Raw genomic sequence first — 18352 nt, forward strand, 5'->3', positions numbered from 1 at the left:
CTACATCTGCTCCTTCGTGGCTGAGCGGGACGAGCGGGACAGGGACCGCTCAGCCTCTGTAATAGCCCGCGCGATCAACTGCGCGGGGTGCACTGCCATCCGGCCATGTCCGACCGCCAGCAGCGCTGGCTTCAAGCTGGCCACCTTGCGCGCGCTGGCGAGCGCGCTCTCCTTATGCCAGGTCGCCATGGCCGGGAAAGGGAACAGCGGTACCAACGTACCGCTGACTGCAATGCCGCCGCGCGCTTGAAAAGCGTCGCCGGCGATCAGGGCCCCGCTGCGGGTGTCCAGCAGCGAGATCGAGCCCGGTGTGTGCCCGGGCGTGGAGACGACCTGCAACGAACCGATGCGGTCGCCCTCCGCCAGCAGCACATCCGGCACGGTCTTGATCCGCTTCGGCACGCTGCCGCGGATCTTGAACGGCGGCTCCCCGGACTCCAGCGAAGTGTCCCCGCGCAGCAGCTTCGCATCCCGGACAGAGATGCTCAACTTAACCTCCGGGTACATCTCCTTCAATCCGTCCAGGGCCCCTACATGATCACCATGCGCATGAGTCAGCACAATATTCGCAAGCGGTTTGCCAAGCTGGCTCACCGTCTTGCTGATCCCCTTCACGCTATAAGGCAATGCCGCATCAATCAGCGTGAGGCTCTCTTCCTCTTCGACCAAATAACAGTTCACCGGAAATATCCGCGGCATGAACGATAATTGCAGCAAATGATCCTGACGGGTAATCCTCATAGATAGCAACCTCCCCAAAGTAACTAATACCATTAGTCATAATATAAACTAATATCATTAGTTTAGCAAGGGTTATTTTCCTGGTTACCAATATTTTAAATTTACGGATCTTTTGTTCCCATTTTTCACTCGTATGGTATAATTATTCGTCAGAACAATGGAAGGCAGATGATGAACGACATGGCTTTTGGCATACGCCGAGAAGAATTGAATGCTTGGAAGAAAGCCGTCTCCCAGGGCGAAATCGCCTATCTTACACACTACTGGCTCGACCGTAGATTTCCGGGGATTACCACGGTGACTAAGGTGGGCTGTGACGATCTGGACAAGCTCGCCGCCTGGTGTGTAGAGCATGAACTCGATCCTGAATATATCCATAACCGCTCCCCATTCCCCCATTTTGACCTGATCGGTCCGAAGCAGCGGGAAATTCTGGAGGAGCAGCAGCTATGGGATCAGATTAGACGATTTAAATTAATTTAATTTTTCCCTTTTCATATATTTCTAAATGCCTTATTCTTTAAGCTGTATACCTATCCATAGAAAGAGAAAGAGAAAACCATATTTGGAGGAAAACCCGATGTCAATTGAAGCTAATGCTTCACCTGCCGCATCCGACAGCTTGTTCAGGAACCGGTTTTACCAGACCATCTTGATCTCAAATATCTTCCTGCAGATCGGAATCTGGGTCAGAAACTTCGCGATCCTGATGTTCGTAACTGAGAAAACCAACAACGACCCGTTGGCAATCTCACTGATCTCTGTCGTAGAATTTGCGCCTATCTTTGTGTTCGGCTTTATCGGCGGCGCCTTTGCTGACCGTTGGAGGCCGAAGCGAACGATGATCTGGTGTGACTTCCTGTCCGCCGTTTCCGTCTTCGCCGTATTGATCACTTTGCTATTTGAATCTTGGGAGACCGTATATTTAGCAACCTTCGTATCTGCTATTCTATCGCAGTTCTCCCAGCCCTCAGTCATGAAGATGTTCAAGCAGCATATTCATCCAGATAAAGTGCAGCAAGGAATGGCGCTGTTCCAGTCCTTGATGGCGATCTTTATGATTCTTGGGCCATCGCTTGGTATTTTTGCATACCATCATTTCGGGATCTATGTCTCCATCGGGGTAATGGGCGTGGCCTTCCTGATCTCGGCCCTGGTTCTGTTCCGTCTCCCGCCGGATGCGGAAGAGAAGCAGGTGGAGAAGCGCGAGTCGAAGATTATGAAGGAGTTGGCCGATGGTTTCCGTTATGTCTGGAACAACCCCACCCTACGGGTACTTGGAGCTACCTTTGCTATCGCCGGTTTTGCGGTAGGCATTGTTCAGACGCTGGGAATCTTCGTGGTGACCGAACGGCTGGGCAAGCCGAAGGAATTCCTGCAGTTCCTGCTCATCGCGAACGGAATTGCTATGTTAATCGGAGGCGCTCTGGTGATGTCCTTTGCCAAGAAAATAGCGCCGCAGGTTCTGCTGGCAATCGGTATACTGGTCAGCGGTCTCTGTATCTTCGGAATCGGCTGGTCAACCAGCATTCCGCTGACGATCACTCTGCAGTTCATTAATGGGCTTACCCTGCCCTGCATCCAAATCGGTATCAATACGATGATCCTGAAATGGACGGAGCAAGCCTTCGTAGGACGGGTCAACGGGGTGCTGAGCCCGATGTTCACCGGGATGATGGTCATTATGATGTCGTTAGCCGGTGTTCTTAAGAAGCTGTTCCCGCTCACGGGGATTTATTCCACTTCCGGACTGGTGATGCTGCTCGGTGCGCTGATTCTCGTGCCGATCTTCAAGAACAAGCCGAAGGAAGAGAATGCCGCAGCTGCGGCCGTTGAACCTGAGACCCCATAGCAGGCCTGATCTCAGATATATTCAGTCATGGACGAGTAAGGGGCTGTCTTTCAAGTCGATCTTCCGACTTGAAAGACGCCTCTTTTGCGTGCCCAAACTTGCCCAGAGATGTGAACATCCCCTGTTTTGGCCGGATCACTCGGACAAGGACATAAATGTCCGTTAGCGTTGATTTTGTAGCACCTCGCCCCTGTAACGGACATAAATGTCCATTACAAGGAAAATAGCCGCGAAAAATGAAATTTTATGCTTCTAAGGGTCAAAAATGTCCGTTAGAGGCGCGTAATAGCTGCTTTCAGGCTCTAACGGACATTTTTGACCGCTACCCGACCGACTGTGTTTATCACTTGCGCCACGCAAGCTTAATAGATGGTACAAGGATAGAAGCCGACTCCGACGCGAATAAATACGGAGTTTGGGATTCTGGCTTTGCCCACAAAAAAAGTCGGACGGAAAACATGACGTTTTTCCACCCAACTTTTTATTTTAAAGCTTATTGGACAGCGTTTCTTGATCGATTCATCAGCGTTTGTTGAAAATATCCGTAAGCACCGGAACGATTTGCGATTTGCGGGACACCACGCCTTTGAGGACCGCCGTGTTGTTCTCAAGCTTCACATTGTAAGCTTGTTCAACTGCATCGGCAGCATTACCAACAGCCAGGCCCACAGAATCATTATTAAGGATATCTGTTACGACGAACAGGAACAGAGCAAGTCCCTTGCGATCTACAATATTCCCAAGCGCAGCCTCCAGCTCAGCCTGACGGGACAGCACATCGTTGACGTCCACCGCATTGACTTGCGCGATCTCCACTTTGGAGCCGCCCATATCAAATTCCTTGGCATCCAGTGTGATCAATTGCTCGATGCTCTTATCGCTGAGGTCTGCACCAGCCTTAAGCATCTCCAAGCCGTACTCTTCCGCATCCACGCCAGCGATTTCCGCCAGCTCGCGTGCCGCTGCCACATCCTGCTCCGTGCAGGTAGGCGATTTGAACAGGAGCGAATCGGAAATGATCGCCGATAGCATCAGTCCGGCAATATTGGCCGGTACAGGAACACCGTTCTCCTTGTACATTTTGTTCAGAATAGTCGCAGTGCAACCCACAGGCTCAGCACGGTAGTACAAAGGTCCGCTTGTCTCAAAATTAGCAATACGGTGATGGTCAATGACCTCAGCAACCCGAACTTCAGCGATATCTGCAGCACTTTGCTGACGTTCGTTATGGTCGACCAGAATAACGTCCTTCACTTCATTAGCCACCGTCTCAACCACACGGGGCGCCTTGAAGCCAAAACGATCAAGTGCAAATTGGGTCTCCCCATTAGGAGCACCCAGAGCAACCGGTTCAACATTCCAGCCAAGCTTCGCCTTCAAGTCCGCATAGGCAATCGCCGAGCAGATCGTATCCGTATCCGGATTTTTATGTCCGAAAATCAACACTTTTTCCATTTGTTAACTCCCCTTTACCTTATTCGCTTAGAAAAGTATATCCCAGAAACTGACCGACAATCAAGGGTTTATCCGCAATTTGCTAGTTTTTTACTTTTTATAACTTTATGAGATCTTGGTTATATTTTCAGCGAATATTCAGCCAAATCGTAGATAATAGATAATAGGTAAATCAGTAGCTTCGTTTATTAACAGGGGGACCCATTCATGAGAAATGTAAAAGGCGTGAGAATATTACTGGTCGATGACGAACCGAACATTATTCAATTCCTTGAGCTTGGACTCAGCAACGAGGGCTTCGAAGTCCGTACTGCCCATGATGGAATGACGGCTGTCAATATAGCTCATACGTATCGGCCCCATATCGTCGTGCTTGACGTTATGATGCCGGGTATGGATGGCTGGGAGGTATGCCGACTGCTGAGGAGAGAATTGAGCCCTATCTCTATTATTATGCTTACCGCAAAGGATGAAGTGAATGATCGGGTCAAGGGCCTGACGATCGGTGCCGACGATTATGTGGTGAAGCCGTTCAGCTTCGAGGAATTGCTGGCCCGAATCGGCGCGCGCTTGCGCAATCAGTTCCCTGCCCTGTTCGGAGAAGTGTCCTATGGCCCTTTTCGAATCGATGACCGCAGGAAAGAAATCATCTATCAGGAGCAGGTGCTGGATCTGTCACCGACCGAGCATGAGCTGCTTAAATATTTGCTCATTAATCACGGGATCGTACTCAGCAAGACGACAATCCTGGATCAGGTATGGGGCTATGATTTTGGCGGGGAAGAGAATATTGTAGAGGTCTATATACGCTCATTGCGTGAGAAGCTGAACGACCGGGAGCATCGGCTCATTCGCACCCTCCGCGGCGCTGGCTACCGGGTTGATCTGCCATGATCAAGCGAGGGCTTCAGATGCTGAAGAACGCGGTATCCCCCCGCTCTCTGCGTGCTCAGCTCTTATCGCGTTCCCTGTTCATTCTGGCCGCATTACTGATTCTGATCGGCGCGCTACAATACTTCCTGATGCTGAACTTCCTATTTAAGAACCAGGCTGAATCAATGGGGTCACAGATTCTCAGATTTCCGAAGCAAATGATGGAGAAGATGGAGCTGTACCCGAGACCTTTTGCAAATTATGGGGATTCTGCAAGTCCAACACGTCCTAATGCGACCACCCCCGACAAAAGCAAGCGCGGCCCGTTCCTGTTCCTGCCGGACACTTCCCTGGCGATCATTAACGCGGAGGGCGAATTTATCCCACGCTCCCAGCAATCAGGCTTGCCTGCTCCCCAATTGACCGCCGAGGAATATAATGAGATTCGCGAGAATTGGCAAAGTCGACAGCCTGAGCGTTACAGGGTTGCCAAGGACGGTGCCGGGAACGAACAGTTGATTGTGTTCCGGCCCCTGGCGGACTCGAATAGCTGGAACGGCATGATCCAATTAGGCGTACTGACCGCCCCGATCAAAGCGATCGCGCTGCGCCAATTTTTCATATTCATCATCTTGGCGGCGCTGGCCTTGCTTGGCGGAATTATGCTCTATCTGCCCGTACTTAAGCGCACCTTAAAGCCCCTGGATCAGATGATAGAATCCGTTGAGGAAATCGATGCGGGGAATCTCGATCATCGCTTCCCGACCTCGTCCGGGCAGACAGAAATCGACCGCTTGGCCGACTCCTTCAATGGTATGCTGGAGCGTCTGGAGGGCTCGTTCAAATCGGAGCGGGAGGCCAAGGAGCATATGAGGCGCTTCATCGCCGATGCCTCCCATGAGCTGCGGACGCCGCTGACATCGATCCACGGCTTCCTCGAGGTGCTGCTGCGTGGTGCAGCCGAGCGGCCGGAACAGCTCTATCCGGCCCTCAACAGCATGCTGAGTGAGTCCACACGGATGAAGAAGCTGGTGGAAGACCTGCTATTGCTGGCCAAGCTCGACCGTACCCCGGTCGTTCAGCGCACGGACACACGGCTGGATACGTTAATCCTGGAAATGGAGCCGCATCTGCGGATGCTTGCCAGGGAGCGAACGGTTAACTTCCGTGTCGAGCCTCAGATCCACGCCATGTGTGATGCCGATAAGATCAAGCAGGTTGTGCTCAATCTGTTCCTGAATGCCGTGCAGCATACGGATCAGAACGATGGGGTAATCACTGTTACTCTATCCGGTCATTATAAGCGAGCGATCATTACCGTGCAGGACAATGGAGCGGGCATTGCTGATGAGCATCTGCCCTATGTGTTCGAGCGCTTCTATCGCAGCGACTCTTCCCGCGCCCGCAAGCATGGCGGATTCGGGTTGGGATTATCCATTACTCAATCCATCATCTCCGCCCATGGCGGCGACATTCAGGTGAAGAGCGAACTGGGACAAGGGACGGCCTTTGAGGTACATCTCCCCGCTCTATAAATAAGAGCCGGACCGTCGCTCAGCGTATAGAAGCAGCGCTGAGCGATGATCCGGCTCTGGTTTATTTTAATAAAACAAGCTTACTCCGTTCCTTCTATAACGTACTGCTTATACTTCCCATAATCACTCAATCGGCATTCCATATACAGCTTCGTTCCTTCCTCTTCATAGGAAGTTTCGAGAATATTGGCTTGCTCATTCAAATAGGATACGACCGCTCCCTGATCATACGGGATTAACATGTAGCAGCGAATATAGTCCTTGAAAATCTGCCGCCGAATTTGCTCCACCAGCTCGGGGATTCCGATTCGACCCTTGGCGGACATGTATACCTTATCCCCCTGCACCTCAGGGATGCTGTGCTCCGTCAAATCTGCTTTGTTATAGGCATAGATTGTCGGGATATCCGTCACACCGATTTCCTTCAAAGTCTCATTCGTAATCTGGATCAGCCGTTCAAACTCCGGATTGGCATAGTCCACGACATGAATGAGCAAATCCGCCTCAGCGACCTCCTCCAGTGTGGAACGGAATGCCTTCACCAAATGATGGGGCAACTTACTGACGAAACCGACCGTATCGGTAAGCAGGAATGACTTGTTATCCTGCAGCGGGATGCTGCGCACGGATGTCTCCAGAGTGGCGAACAGCATATCCTTCTCCAGCACCTGCTTCTCCTGCGCCGGATTGTAAGTCTCCAGCATCGCATTCATAATCGTCGATTTGCCTGCATTCGTGTATCCAACGAGAGAGACGACGGGAATATCGCTCTTCTTGCGCTGTTTGCGCTGAATTTGGCGATGGGCGGCCAAGGCCTCCAGCTCCCTGCTCAGCATCGTTATCTTCTCTTCGATCCGTCTGCGGTCCAGCTCAAGCTTCGTCTCCCCTACACCGCGGTTCTTCGTACCGACCCCGCCGCTCTGACGCCCGAGTGATTCACGCAGCCCCACCAGACGCGGCAGCATATATTTCAGCTGGGCCACCTCAACCTGAAGCTGGGCCTCCCTCGTCTTGGCACGCCTTGCGAAGATATCCAGTATGAGGATCGTCCGGTCGATGACCTTGCATTTCAGATCGGACTCTAGATTGCGAATCTGGGATGGGGACAGTTCATCATTAAAAATAACGAGATTTCCCTCATTCCCCTCCAGCAGCGCGACTACCTCCTGAATTTTCCCCGTCCCGATGTAATGGGATGGGTTCACTTTGGGCAGATTTTGCGATAAGGTTGCGACTACCTCCACCTCGCAGGCCTCCGCCAAATTCGCCAATTCTTCCATGGAATATTCAAAATCATCCTGATCATTCAGGTTAACGCCCACCAGGACTGCCTTCTGTTCTAATTGCACCAGTTGTTCCATATATCGTATTCCTCCCTTTTTTCAGATAAAAAATTCTTATCAAAAGCGGACTTTTTAAACCACCTCTAAAATTAAAAAAACACAGTCCTCTGGCTGTGCTATGGTACAAACGGTGCAGCAAACAAGAAGACACCTGCAGACCTATCTCTGCAAGTGAATCTCAAAGCGGCATATTCTATTATAAAGTTAAGGTTCCCTTTATGATAGCACACCTATCCCGTTCGCCCTGCACAGAACAGAGCCTTTGAGCAGTATTCAATTAGCCGCGCAAAGTTGTAAGACGGATTTTAATGTACAACACTAGGAACCCTCCGTTCATGTAAATTATGTACATATTAACATACTTTAAACCTGCGTACAACGATGCTCGCTGGTAAAGATGACTATAATCAAGTGTGTTCATGCCTACCTGGACAAAGTCGAAAACTGCAAATAGACAGGCTTTTGGGTCCGAGACCGGCTGTTCTAGGAAAATTCCTGCGAATATGCAGGCTTTATGAGCTTTTTCTGTGGAATCAGGCTGATGCGGAGAAAATAACTGCCTTTTCGCAGGAATTTATCTTCAAGGGGCCGAATATGGGTGAAATAACTGCATTATCGCAGGCTTTTTGGGGAACTCGGAACTGGGCTGGCAACTCGTACGATCTCCAACGATCTCTAATGTGCTATAACGAACTCTAACGAAACGCGGTATCGCTATTCGCGCCAAAAAGGGCCTTTGAAAATTATAACGAAACAGGGTAACGTTATTTCGCCCAAATAATCGTGTAAAGCCTGGATTTTGCTCAAATAGCGATATGGTGTTTCGTTAGATTTGAACAGGGCCTGTTTTTGAGTAAATAGCGTTATGGTGTTTCGTTAGAGAGATCAACGGTTGGATCGCCCGCAGGCTTTCGACGGATACAGGGTAAATATGGTATTCTATGAACAGTTCGAATTTCATTCCATAACGTGACATGTGATTGGAGGTTATCCAACAATGGTAACAGGTTTCGACGGCTTCGGAGGTTCCCCGTTCGGGGGGATAGATCATTTCATGTTTAGCGCTGTCCCAGTCATTATTGGGATCATCTTCGTTGCCGTTATCATTACGTTGATTGTCAACGGAGCGAAGTATGTCAAGAACGCCACCTCTGAGAAGGAATCCAACTACGTCAGAATCGTGTCCAAGCGAATGGACGTCCGCCACCACTCGAATATGAATGACCAGAATTCATTCTCATCTTCTCACACTTATTATTACATCACCCTGCAATTTGAGAACGGGCAACGCAAAGAATATTTGGATGTCAAAAACCTGTACGGCCTCGTCGCCGAAGGGGATGAAGGCTATGCCGCTATTCAAGGTGACTGGATCGTCGCCTTTGAACGGAGTGTGCCTCAGGCTGAGCGCTCATCCCGGTTTTAAATCCGGTGCTAAAGTCATGACACCCGTTGGGCGATCAGAATTAGCTTCTCACCTTATCCAGCACTGATAAATTGAATAATACCAATGACTATTAACAATAAATACAAACCTGCAATGATCAAAAGGATCTTTTTCACAGTTTTCCATCTTTTATTTTGAGAAGATAGCTGCTTCTCGACTTGGTCCAGGCGATTTGTGATTTCTTTGACATCATTATGATTATTTTCCTCAAAAGAACTCATAATTTCGCACTCCTCCCTATTTAGATCATTCCTTATTATGAATACATAACCATATAGTTCCTATAAAATCAAGGGATTGCAAAACAGCACACGATGATCTGAATTTCGCTCAAAATGACAGAATGAAGAATTTACCTGAAAGATTTTGCAGCATTTTCTGTAAGGCGGGTTGACAAATCATTAGAAGCACTTCATCATTGTAAATAACAAGACCTCGTTAGGTGAGGCTCCTATACAAACATAAGCCACTGCCCAGAAATATCGAAAGATGCCCATGGGTGGAACAGGAATTGCCGAACTAAGGCTTTTCATAATGTGGCTAAGACGAGATAAATCGTCTTTACGTTGTATAGTGCCAAAACTCAGGTTAGGGGCTGCGCATCATTGCGTTGACTTAGTTTTCTATGGCCTCCTACCCGGGAGGCCTTTTTATTTGAACCCACAAAGGAGGGACAATTTCCATGGAAGACAGTAGTCAGTTATGTAGTCTGTCATGTAATCAGTTATGTCATCAGCAATACCCATCTAAATATTACAGCGGAGAGAAACTGCGCTTATCTCCAAGGATTGTCCCGGATTCCCTTGCCGATCGATACCCATCCATCAGGCTTATTTGAATCTGCCCATCATCTTTGAGATAAGAGCTGATAGATCACGAACTCTCCCATGAGGAGAGTTTTTTTATTTCCCTCCGCTGCATTGGAGGCGAACACGATGTTCAAGAAGAATACTACTCAACCGATCCAATCGGAAAAAATGAACGAACGGCTCATCGAAGCATCTATCTGGCATCTTGATGATGTTATGGAAATGCTCGAGACTACACCGGAAGGGATTAGCGAGGCAGAGGCCCAACAAAGAATCGAACGGCTAGGCAGCAATGAAATCCAGCTTCACCGCAGACCCGCCTGGTATGTCCAACTCCTGGGCTGCTTCAAGAACCCGTTCATCCTGATTCTGTTGGGACTGAGCCTGTTCTCCCTTCTGACGAAGGATTATGATGCAGCGATCATCATCAGTGTCATGGTATCCATTAGCGTGGCCATCTCTTTCACCCAGGAATACCGCTCACAGAAAACCGCCGAAGGGCTGAAGAATCTTGTGAAAACGACAGCAGCGGTAATCCGCCAATCACCCGACCGCGAAATTGCGGTGGAACAGATCGTTCCTGGTGATTTGGTTCACCTGTCTGCCGGAGACCTGGTGCCTGCAGATATCCGGCTGATCACTTCCAAGGATCTGTTCGTCAGTGAATCCTCATTAACGGGTGAGGCGCTGCCTATAGAAAAAGAGGATGTGCAGCTGGTATCCGGAGGCCGGAGATCTCATCCTCAGCAACAGGGGCTAAGCAGTAGAAGCCGCCGGAAGCTGAATCCGCTTGAGCTCAGTAATATATGCTATATGGGAACTAATGTGATCAGCGGCTCCGCCACCGGCATCGTGATTGCAACCGGAAGAGATACCTGCTTCGGCGCCATGGCTGAGACGCTCGGCGGCGCGCGGCCGATGACCAGCTTCGACAAAGGTGTGAACAAGGTCAGCTTCCTGCTTATCCGCTTCATGCTGATTATGGTCCCGATCATCTTTTTCATTACCGGATTTACGAAGGGAAACTGGACGGATGCCCTGCTGTTCGGTATGTCCGTTGCCGTCGGCTTAACCCCGGAGATGCTTCCGGTTGTCGTTACTTCTAATCTCGTTAAAGGCGCCGGCACAATGGCTCGCAACAAAGTCATCGTCAAGCAGCTGAATTCCATTCAAAATTTCGGAGCGATGGATATTCTATGTACCGACAAAACGGGAACCTTGACCCAAGACAAAATCACGCTCAAAAAACATCTCGATATCTACGGTCACGATAATAACGAAGTGCTGAAGCATGCCTATCTGAACAGCTATCATCAGACAGGACTGCGGAATCTGCTGGACAATGCTGTGCTGGAACATGCCGAACTGAAGCAGGGGCTAAATCTGGAGCAAGACTATGAGAAGATCGATGAAATCCCCTTCGACTTCAACCGCCGCCGCATGTCGGTCGTGCTGAAGCAGCAGAACGGCAAGCACCTGCTAATTTGTAAGGGTGCGATGGAAGAAATAATGAGCATATCTGATCAGGCCTATGATGACGGGAGCAGCGTGCCGCTTACTGAAGAAATGAGGACCCGTGTCCAGTCCGTCGTACATGAGTTGAATACCGATGGATATCGCGTCGTTGCCGTAGCTGTAAAAGAATTGAGCGAGCATGCTGAACATTACTCCGTGCAGGATGAGCAGGACCTAGTCCTGATCGGTTACATCTGCTTCCTCGATCCGGCTAAGGATAGCGCGGCTCCGGCGATTGAAGCGCTGCGGAACAGTGGCGTCGCCGTCAAGGTATTGACCGGGGACAATGAGGCGGTTACCCGCAAGGTATGCCATGATCTCGGCTTGAACACGGATCATATCCTGCTCGGGCAGGACATCGATGATCTATCCGATGAGAAGCTGGCGGAGCTAGCCGAGCAGACGACGATCTTCGCCAAACTGAATCCATTGCAGAAATCAAGGATCGTCCGCGCGCTGCAAAGTAAAGGACATACGGTAGGCTTCATTGGCGACGGTATCAATGACGCTGCGTCATTGCGTCAGGCTGATGTAGGCATTTCTGTAGATACAGCAGTAGATATCGCCAAGGAATCGGCGGATATTATTCTGCTGGAGAAGGATCTGATGGTGCTTGAAGACGGCGTTATTGAAGGACGCAAAACCTTCGGTAATATTATCAAATATATTAAAATGACGGCCAGCTCCAATTTCGGCAATGTATTCAGCGTACTCGGCGCGAGCGCTTTTCTGCCTTTCTTGCCGATGCTGCCGCTGCAGCTCTTGATTCAGAATCTGTTCTACAGCATCTCACAATTGTCGATTCCGTGGGACAATGTGGATGATGAATTTCTGGCCAAACCGCGTAAATGGGATGCTGGCTCCATCGGGCGGTTTATGATCTTCATCGGGCCGATCAGCTCGATCTTCGACTATGTTACTTTCTTCGTCATGCTCTATGTATTCAAGGCTGATACGCTGGCTAGCCAATCCTTGTTCCAATCGGGCTGGTTCGTCGTCGGCTTGCTGTCGCAGACGCTGATCGTCCATATGATCCGTACGCATAAAATACCGTTCATCCAAAGCCGTGCCAGCAGACCCGTACTGCTGTTGACCGGAGCGGTGATGCTCGCCGGCATTTGCCTGCCGTTCAGTGCATTCGGTGCAAGCATCGGGCTGCAAGCACTTCCGCTGGTCTATTTCGCTTGGCTTGCCGCCATCCTGCTCGGATATTGTCTGCTCACGCAGGCTATCAAAAACTGGTATATCCGCCGCTTCGGCGAATGGCTGTAAAAGATGGAAAACCAAGATGCAGACCCGTCGTCATGGCTGAATTCAAACTGCAACACTGAACAAAAAGAACCTTCAATATACCTCCCAGAAGTAGGGAAAGTATCTGAAGGTTCTTTATTTTCTTCTCTATATGTCCTCCACTACCCGCTCAAGCAACCCCATTTCGAGACAGGCCTTAACAGATAGCACCTTATCCCCCGCTTCGAACTGGATCTCTAGCCTATCCTCATAGACTTTGGTGATCACCCCCTCGTCAAAGCGGGCATGCTTGACTCTCTTGCCAACAACGAAGTCATTCGCACTTTGGATCGCGTTCGGACGATAGACGATCTTCGGCTTCTTCAACTTCACTGTAGACTTCTCCCCCTGCACGATCCGGGGTGCTGCCGGATTCACAATCCTCCGGATGTCATTTACAAAGCGGGATTCCACAGCCTTCTTGCCCTCCCGCTCTTGATAAGTTACCAAATTCAGCGTACGCTTCGCCCGTGTCATACCTACATAGAACAGACGGGTCGCTTCCTCCATCTGGGCAAGCTCCTCAGATGAATCCTTCAGATCCTCGTAGGAAGGCAAAATGCCATCGACCAGATCGATCATGTAGACGCGATCGAACTCCAATCCCTTGGCACTATGCAGCGTAGACAAGGTTACGACATTCTGCCCTCTCCGCCGCTTCGCCGTCTTCTGAAGCGACTCCAGATATTTAAGCCGGGCAGCGAACTCCTCCATGTTTGCTAGAGGAGCAGCGATCTGCTCCAACGTGTTCAGAATACCGATCAGCGTATCTTGACGGAAGCCGAGCCGTTCGCACATTTTCTCCAGCGCCTTCTCATAGCCGAGACGACTGCGGATCACCTGGATCGCTGGCTGCGGAGGCATTCCTCGCATCTGCTGGAAGGTCTCCTTGCTCTCCTGCAACAATTTCACTTGATATTCCTGCAGAGGTACATGGTTAAGCAGATTATCAAAGACCGATTCATGATTATGAATTTGCTTCACCTCTGCCATCTGCCGCTTGCTGATATAACCATTGAATTTCATATGAATCTTCTCGAAGACATCCACCCGTTTATCGGTGAACGTCAGTCGCATGAAGTTCAACACATCCTCAACGACCCAGTGGGAGAAGAAGCGCAGATTGGAGTCCTTCAAATAGAAAGGTATCCCGGCCAGGTCAAGTGCATTCATGAGGCCGACGGAAGATGAATTGTTGCGGTATAGAATCGCAATCTCCGCCAGATTGTCCTGCCCTGCAATCTCCCGCACCAGATAGTCACCCTGGGAAATATCATCGGCCAGACAGGTAAAGCGGATCGGCTCATGCGGAGGATTATGGGTGAACATGTTTTTGTTATACCGCTGCTTGTTGCGTTTAATGAAGCGGTTAGCCGCGTGTACAACATCCCTGGAGGAGCGATAATTCTGCTCCATATACAAGATCTGCGCCCGGGGAAATGCTTGTTTGAAATCTAGCAAATAACCCGGCTCAGCCCCTCGCCAGCTATAGATCGACTGATCGTCATCAGCAACAACACATAAATTGTGATGACATTGCACCAGCTTCTCGATAATAGCATGCTGTACTAGCGAGGTATCCTGGCTCTCATCGGTCAGCACATAATCATATCTCTGTTGATACTTCCGCAACAGGGAAGCATCCTCCTCCAAGGCTCGATTCGCAAGCGTCAGCATATCATCGAAGTCAAGCAGCAGCCTTGCTCTATCCTGACGCTTGAACTCCTCGTATGCCCGCAGGATCTGCTCAGCCCCCGGTACATCAACCTTGACCTCCGCCCACTTCTCCGCAGGCAGCATTTTATTTTTAATATAGCTAATATAGGTTGTTAGCTCGTCCATCTGATCATCTGTGATGTTATCCGAATGAATGGATTGATAGATTCTCCGTAAAATAATTCTCTTGTGCAGCAGCAACTGCTCTGCCTCGGCCCCCTCTTCCTCCTCCGGATCGATATGTCCTTCAATGATCTGAAAGTCGATTCGACATTTCCGTAAATACTCTCGGACTACTTCAAAGGCAAAGCTATGTATCGTGGAAAATTGTACGGGAGCAAGTTCTGGAAAAAAAGCGCTGAACCGCGACTTCATATCCTGAGCAGCGGCCCTGCTGAAGGTCACCGCCTTAATACGTGCGGGGTGTACCCCCTTCTCGGCAATCAAGTAGCCGATGCGCATAATCATCGTCGTCGTCTTGCCTGATCCGGGCGAAGCCAGCAGCAGCAACGGTCCTTCGGTAAGAAGAACCGCCTTCCGCTGCACCTCATTCAGTTGAATGCCCAGCTCAGCCTGCTTGCGATCTATATAAAGGCTATGATTTTTTTGATTATTCGAATGGTTATTCATAGAGCACTCCACACGGCTTGATTATTTTGAACACAAAAAAGTACCCCATCCATCCATATTTACTGAATGAAAAAGGCACAGTCAATTAACAATGAACATCCATTATTATAGCATATCCCTTATACCGCAGAAATAAGCACGATACCGAAGCTGCGCTCCCTGATCACGCGACGTCAGCGGCTCTTGACCAGCAATTCCACAGCCTGATGAACCACCTTGCTGTTATCTCTGCCCGCTTCCTCCTCGGCAAGGATGCAATGCTCCAGATTGGAGGCTACGATATAGGCCATCGCCTTATCGATCGCGCTGCGGATCGCGGACAATTGACAGACGACGTTCTGGCAGTCCTGCCCTTCCTCCATCATTTTCAGCACGCCGCGCACTTGGCCCTCTGCACGTTTCAATCTTTTCTTAATATCGTCATCGTACTGCATAGCTATTATCTCCTCTACGAACACATGTTATATCTATTATTTCCGATCTTTAGCCGAAAAACAACGTGCCTGGCAAGTACCTAAGGAGCAAATTAAGCGCATGGGTTGCTGCATTTACACTTCTGTGCGATCAGTTCTTTGAAGCATGGGATCGACAAGAACTCATCGCTGACCAATGTCAGATGCTTATACCCGCATTGTTTCATAATTCTCGCAGCCTTTTTGCCTTGAGCCTTCGTAGCGGAAATAATAATAATTTCATCTTCAAAATATAAGTCATTCTTCCGTACATACCGTAATCTGCCCACCGAGATGTTGAGCGCTCCCGGAACATGTGCCTCGTAATAATCTACCTGATCCCGCACATCCAGCAGCTTGAACCTATGTATCTCCCCCTTCAGCAGCTTGCAGAACTGGTCTTCGTTAATATAGCTTAGTCCCCGGACCGGTCTGCTCCGCCAGGCGATAATCGCAATAATCATGCATATCATAGAATAATAGATCGCCAAAATAACGACCTCCCGTTTGGTTTAGTCAATATCTCCTGACCAGGCGGACATACCGCCGACCATATTTATAACATGATAGCCGAGTTCTTTATAAGAGCCGTTCATCCCTGATTCCTCCCGAGCCTGAGTATATGATAATACCCCTAGGGGTATATAGATAATTTATAATGTTTTTCCCTCTGCGTCAACTTTAATTATAATTTTGCATATGTTTAGTACCAGATACTAATACTTAGTGCTATAATAAAAATAAAAAAGAGGTGATCCCATGAAAGCTCAGTTCTCTCAAGCACGTATAACCGCTATTGGCACCTATGTTCCCGAGCAGCGGCTGACCAATGATGATTTATCCAGACTGGTGGACACGAATGACGAATGGATCGTACAAAGAACCGGCATGAAGGAACGCCGGATTGCCGCGGAGCACGAATTCACCTCAGATCTCTGCATTAAGGCGGTACAGAACCTGGCAGAGCGCTATGACAAAAGACTGGACGATGTTGAAATGATTATTGTGGCGACGACAACGCCAGATCATCCTTTTCCGAGTGTAGCTACTAAAATTCAGGATCATTTCAGGATCAGCAGCACGGGAGCATTCGATCTGAATGCCACCTGCGCAGGCTTCGTGTATGGGCTGCATCTGGCCAATGGATTAATTACGGCCGGGCTTCACAAGAAAATTCTCGTCGTTGCCGGTGAGACGCTATCCAAGGTGACTGACTATACCGACCGCTCCACTTGCATTCTGTTCGGGGATGGAGCTGGCGCGGTGCTCGTTGAATACGATGAATCCCATCCCGGGTTCATCTCCTCGATCCAAGGCACGAACGGAGAAGGCGGCATTCATGTCTATCGCTCAGGCTTGTCGCACACATTTAAAGGAACAGAGCTCGCTGGAAACGGAAAAATGGTGCAAAACGGCCGGGAAGTGTATAAATGGGCAGTTCAGACCTTATCCACTGGAATTAAGCAACTCTTAGAGCAAGCGAATCTGAATGTCGATGATATCGACTGGTTCGTTCCGCATAGCGCCAATCTACGCATGATTGATTCCATCTGCGAGAAATCCGGTCTACCGCTGGAGCGGACATTATACAGCATGGAGTATTTCGGTAATACCTCGGCGGCTTCCATCCCGCTGGCCCTTGATCTCGGGGTACGAGACGGACGACTAAATTATGGGGATACCCTGATGCTATATGGTTTTGGAGGCGGACTCACGCATAGCAGCCAGATCATCAAGTGGGGCGTGCCCCGCGTATAATCAAGCGACAAAAAACCGGTGAAGTGGTGGGCTATAGCACTTTTTCACCGGTTTAATTATTTATCTAATGATCTGCGTTCTTCAAGGCCTGCTCCCAGCTCGGAAAATAGAACAACGCGCTTCTCATCAACTCGGGATCATGCTGCTTCACCTGCTTCTTGCTGATAGGCTCTCCATTGCTCTGAAGCTGCTTGATGCGGTTAATGACCTCATCCGCGCCCATTGAAATTTCCATCCTAATCCTCCTTTCCAAGAAGCCGTTTCCTCTATTTTCCACAATTATGCCGTGAAATATTCACCTCGGTAAGTATTTGTCTATCCTCTTCGCCTTCTTAACCATAGATACCACCCGGCGATACCAAGGATAACTGCGACGATAGCTGAACCCCACACGATATAAGATCTGCTAGCATGAATCGGCATAGCTCCTTCTGTGCCATCAACTGTAAGCTGCAATTCTCTAGCATCGAGAAAAGTGAACTCATCACCGCTTATATCAGCTACTTTCTTCGTTGGTGCGCATAATGGATTCACCCAACCTTGCCCTTCCTCGTAATTAAGAAAGAACAGATACTCTTCGTGAAGAACGCTTGGTCCCGACAGAGCCCCCCAGAATTTATCCTCGAAAATATCTAGCTTCTCTTCTTTAATCCCCTTGAAACTCCTCATCACAGATAGCTTGACCTGATTGTTCTGCCTTTTCTCCTGAACGCTCACTACCCGCCCGATGACTACGCCGTCATATTTCTGGTAGGCCTCGGGGATGGTGGGGATCTCCACACATGATAAGGCGGATGCCTGTATAGATGTGAACAAATTCAGGATCAGAATAAAGAATGCGATAACTCCGATTCTCTTCATAGTATCCCTCCTATTGCTGTAAAGACGCTGCGAGAAGTAGGAAAGGTTGCAGTACGTGCAAGTCTAACAATAGGT

16 protein-coding genes and 1 riboswitch are annotated in these 18352 nt (G+C 49.4%); of the genes, 7 read left to right on the forward strand and 9 right to left on the reverse strand.

Annotated features, from left to right (window positions below):
* A complete protein-coding gene (locus BFJ94_RS15610; protein WP_120463492.1) occupies positions 1-741 on the reverse strand; it encodes an MBL fold metallo-hydrolase in 741 nt (246 codons plus the stop codon).
* A gap of 180 nt (positions 742-921) precedes the next feature.
* On the opposite strand from BFJ94_RS15610, the gene BFJ94_RS15615 reads away from it, so the two are divergent.
* Positions 922-1224: a hypothetical protein gene (locus BFJ94_RS15615; RefSeq protein ID WP_120465266.1), complete on the forward strand. Its 303-nt coding sequence runs from the start codon at positions 922-924 to the stop codon at positions 1222-1224.
* A 97-nt stretch (positions 1225-1321) separates the two neighbouring features.
* Complete coding sequence (locus BFJ94_RS15620) at positions 1322-2593, forward strand: MFS transporter (protein WP_120463493.1); 1272 nt, start codon at positions 1322-1324, stop codon at positions 2591-2593.
* Between the two features lie 522 nt (positions 2594-3115).
* Here BFJ94_RS15620 and BFJ94_RS15630 read toward each other — a convergent pair.
* Positions 3116-4048 (reverse strand): manganese-dependent inorganic pyrophosphatase, encoded by a 933-nt coding sequence (locus BFJ94_RS15630; RefSeq protein WP_120463495.1) that lies wholly within the window; start codon positions 4046-4048, stop codon positions 3116-3118.
* Positions 4049-4255: 207 nt separating this feature from the next.
* On the opposite strand from BFJ94_RS15630, the gene BFJ94_RS15635 reads away from it, so the two are divergent.
* Positions 4256-4942 (forward strand): response regulator transcription factor, encoded by a 687-nt coding sequence (locus BFJ94_RS15635; protein ID WP_120463496.1) that lies wholly within the window; start codon positions 4256-4258, stop codon positions 4940-4942.
* On the forward strand, positions 4939-6456 hold the full coding sequence (locus BFJ94_RS15640) for a sensor histidine kinase (protein ID WP_188831503.1): 1518 nt from the start codon (positions 4939-4941) through the stop codon (positions 6454-6456). The genes BFJ94_RS15635 and BFJ94_RS15640 overlap by 4 nt, the downstream gene beginning before the upstream one ends.
* Before the next feature lie 80 nt (positions 6457-6536).
* Here the strand turns inward: BFJ94_RS15640 and hflX are convergent, their stop codons facing one another.
* Positions 6537-7817 carry a GTPase HflX gene (gene hflX / locus BFJ94_RS15645; RefSeq protein WP_120463497.1) on the reverse strand — a complete coding sequence of 427 codons (1281 nt, stop codon included), beginning with the start codon at positions 7815-7817 and terminating at the stop codon, positions 6537-6539.
* Between the two features lie 979 nt (positions 7818-8796).
* Between hflX and BFJ94_RS15650 the strand changes: the two genes are divergently transcribed.
* Positions 8797-9225, forward strand: a complete 429-nt coding sequence (locus BFJ94_RS15650) for a DUF2500 domain-containing protein (RefSeq protein ID WP_120463498.1) — start codon at positions 8797-8799, stop codon at positions 9223-9225.
* Between the two features lie 53 nt (positions 9226-9278).
* Here BFJ94_RS15650 and BFJ94_RS15655 read toward each other — a convergent pair whose 3' ends face one another.
* Complete coding sequence (locus BFJ94_RS15655; protein WP_120463499.1) at positions 9279-9467, reverse strand: hypothetical protein; 189 nt, start codon at positions 9465-9467, stop codon at positions 9279-9281.
* A 206-nt stretch (positions 9468-9673) separates the two neighbouring features.
* Positions 9674-9847, forward strand: a riboswitch (M-box (ykoK) riboswitch).
* Positions 9848-10181: 334 nt separating this feature from the next.
* On the opposite strand from BFJ94_RS15655, the gene mgtA reads away from it, so the two are divergent.
* Positions 10182-12842, forward strand: coding sequence for a magnesium-translocating P-type ATPase (gene mgtA / locus BFJ94_RS15660; protein ID WP_120463500.1), 2661 nt, complete (start codon positions 10182-10184; stop codon positions 12840-12842).
* 126 nt (positions 12843-12968) lie between these two features.
* Here mgtA and BFJ94_RS15665 read toward each other — a convergent pair whose 3' ends face one another.
* The 3 genes from BFJ94_RS15665 to BFJ94_RS15675 form a co-directional block, all read right to left on the reverse strand.
* Positions 12969-15206, reverse strand: coding sequence for an ATP-dependent helicase (locus tag BFJ94_RS15665; RefSeq protein ID WP_120463501.1), 2238 nt, complete (start codon positions 15204-15206; stop codon positions 12969-12971).
* Positions 15207-15379: 173 nt separating this feature from the next.
* Entirely contained in the window at positions 15380-15640 is a 261-nt protein-coding gene (locus tag BFJ94_RS15670) for a metal-sensitive transcriptional regulator (protein WP_120463502.1), read from the reverse strand.
* Between the two features lie 92 nt (positions 15641-15732).
* Entirely contained in the window at positions 15733-16149 is a 417-nt protein-coding gene (locus tag BFJ94_RS15675; RefSeq protein ID WP_120463503.1) for a rhodanese-like domain-containing protein, read from the reverse strand.
* Between the two features lie 268 nt (positions 16150-16417).
* Here BFJ94_RS15675 and BFJ94_RS15680 point away from each other — a divergent pair, with 268 nt between their 5' ends.
* Positions 16418-17416: a ketoacyl-ACP synthase III gene (locus BFJ94_RS15680; RefSeq protein WP_120463504.1), complete on the forward strand. Its 999-nt coding sequence runs from the start codon at positions 16418-16420 to the stop codon at positions 17414-17416.
* A gap of 64 nt (positions 17417-17480) precedes the next feature.
* Here the strand turns inward: BFJ94_RS15680 and BFJ94_RS25435 are convergent, their stop codons facing one another.
* Complete coding sequence (locus BFJ94_RS25435; RefSeq protein WP_162944299.1) at positions 17481-17651, reverse strand: hypothetical protein; 171 nt, start codon at positions 17649-17651, stop codon at positions 17481-17483.
* Positions 17652-17731: 80 nt separating this feature from the next.
* Complete coding sequence (locus BFJ94_RS15685) at positions 17732-18277, reverse strand: hypothetical protein (RefSeq protein WP_120463505.1); 546 nt, start codon at positions 18275-18277, stop codon at positions 17732-17734.
* Positions 18278-18352 lie beyond the last annotated feature (75 nt).

This window comes from Paenibacillus aceti (assembly GCF_003614185.1).
GTDB classification, from domain to species: Bacteria; Bacillota; Bacilli; order Paenibacillales; family Paenibacillaceae; genus Fontibacillus; species Fontibacillus aceti.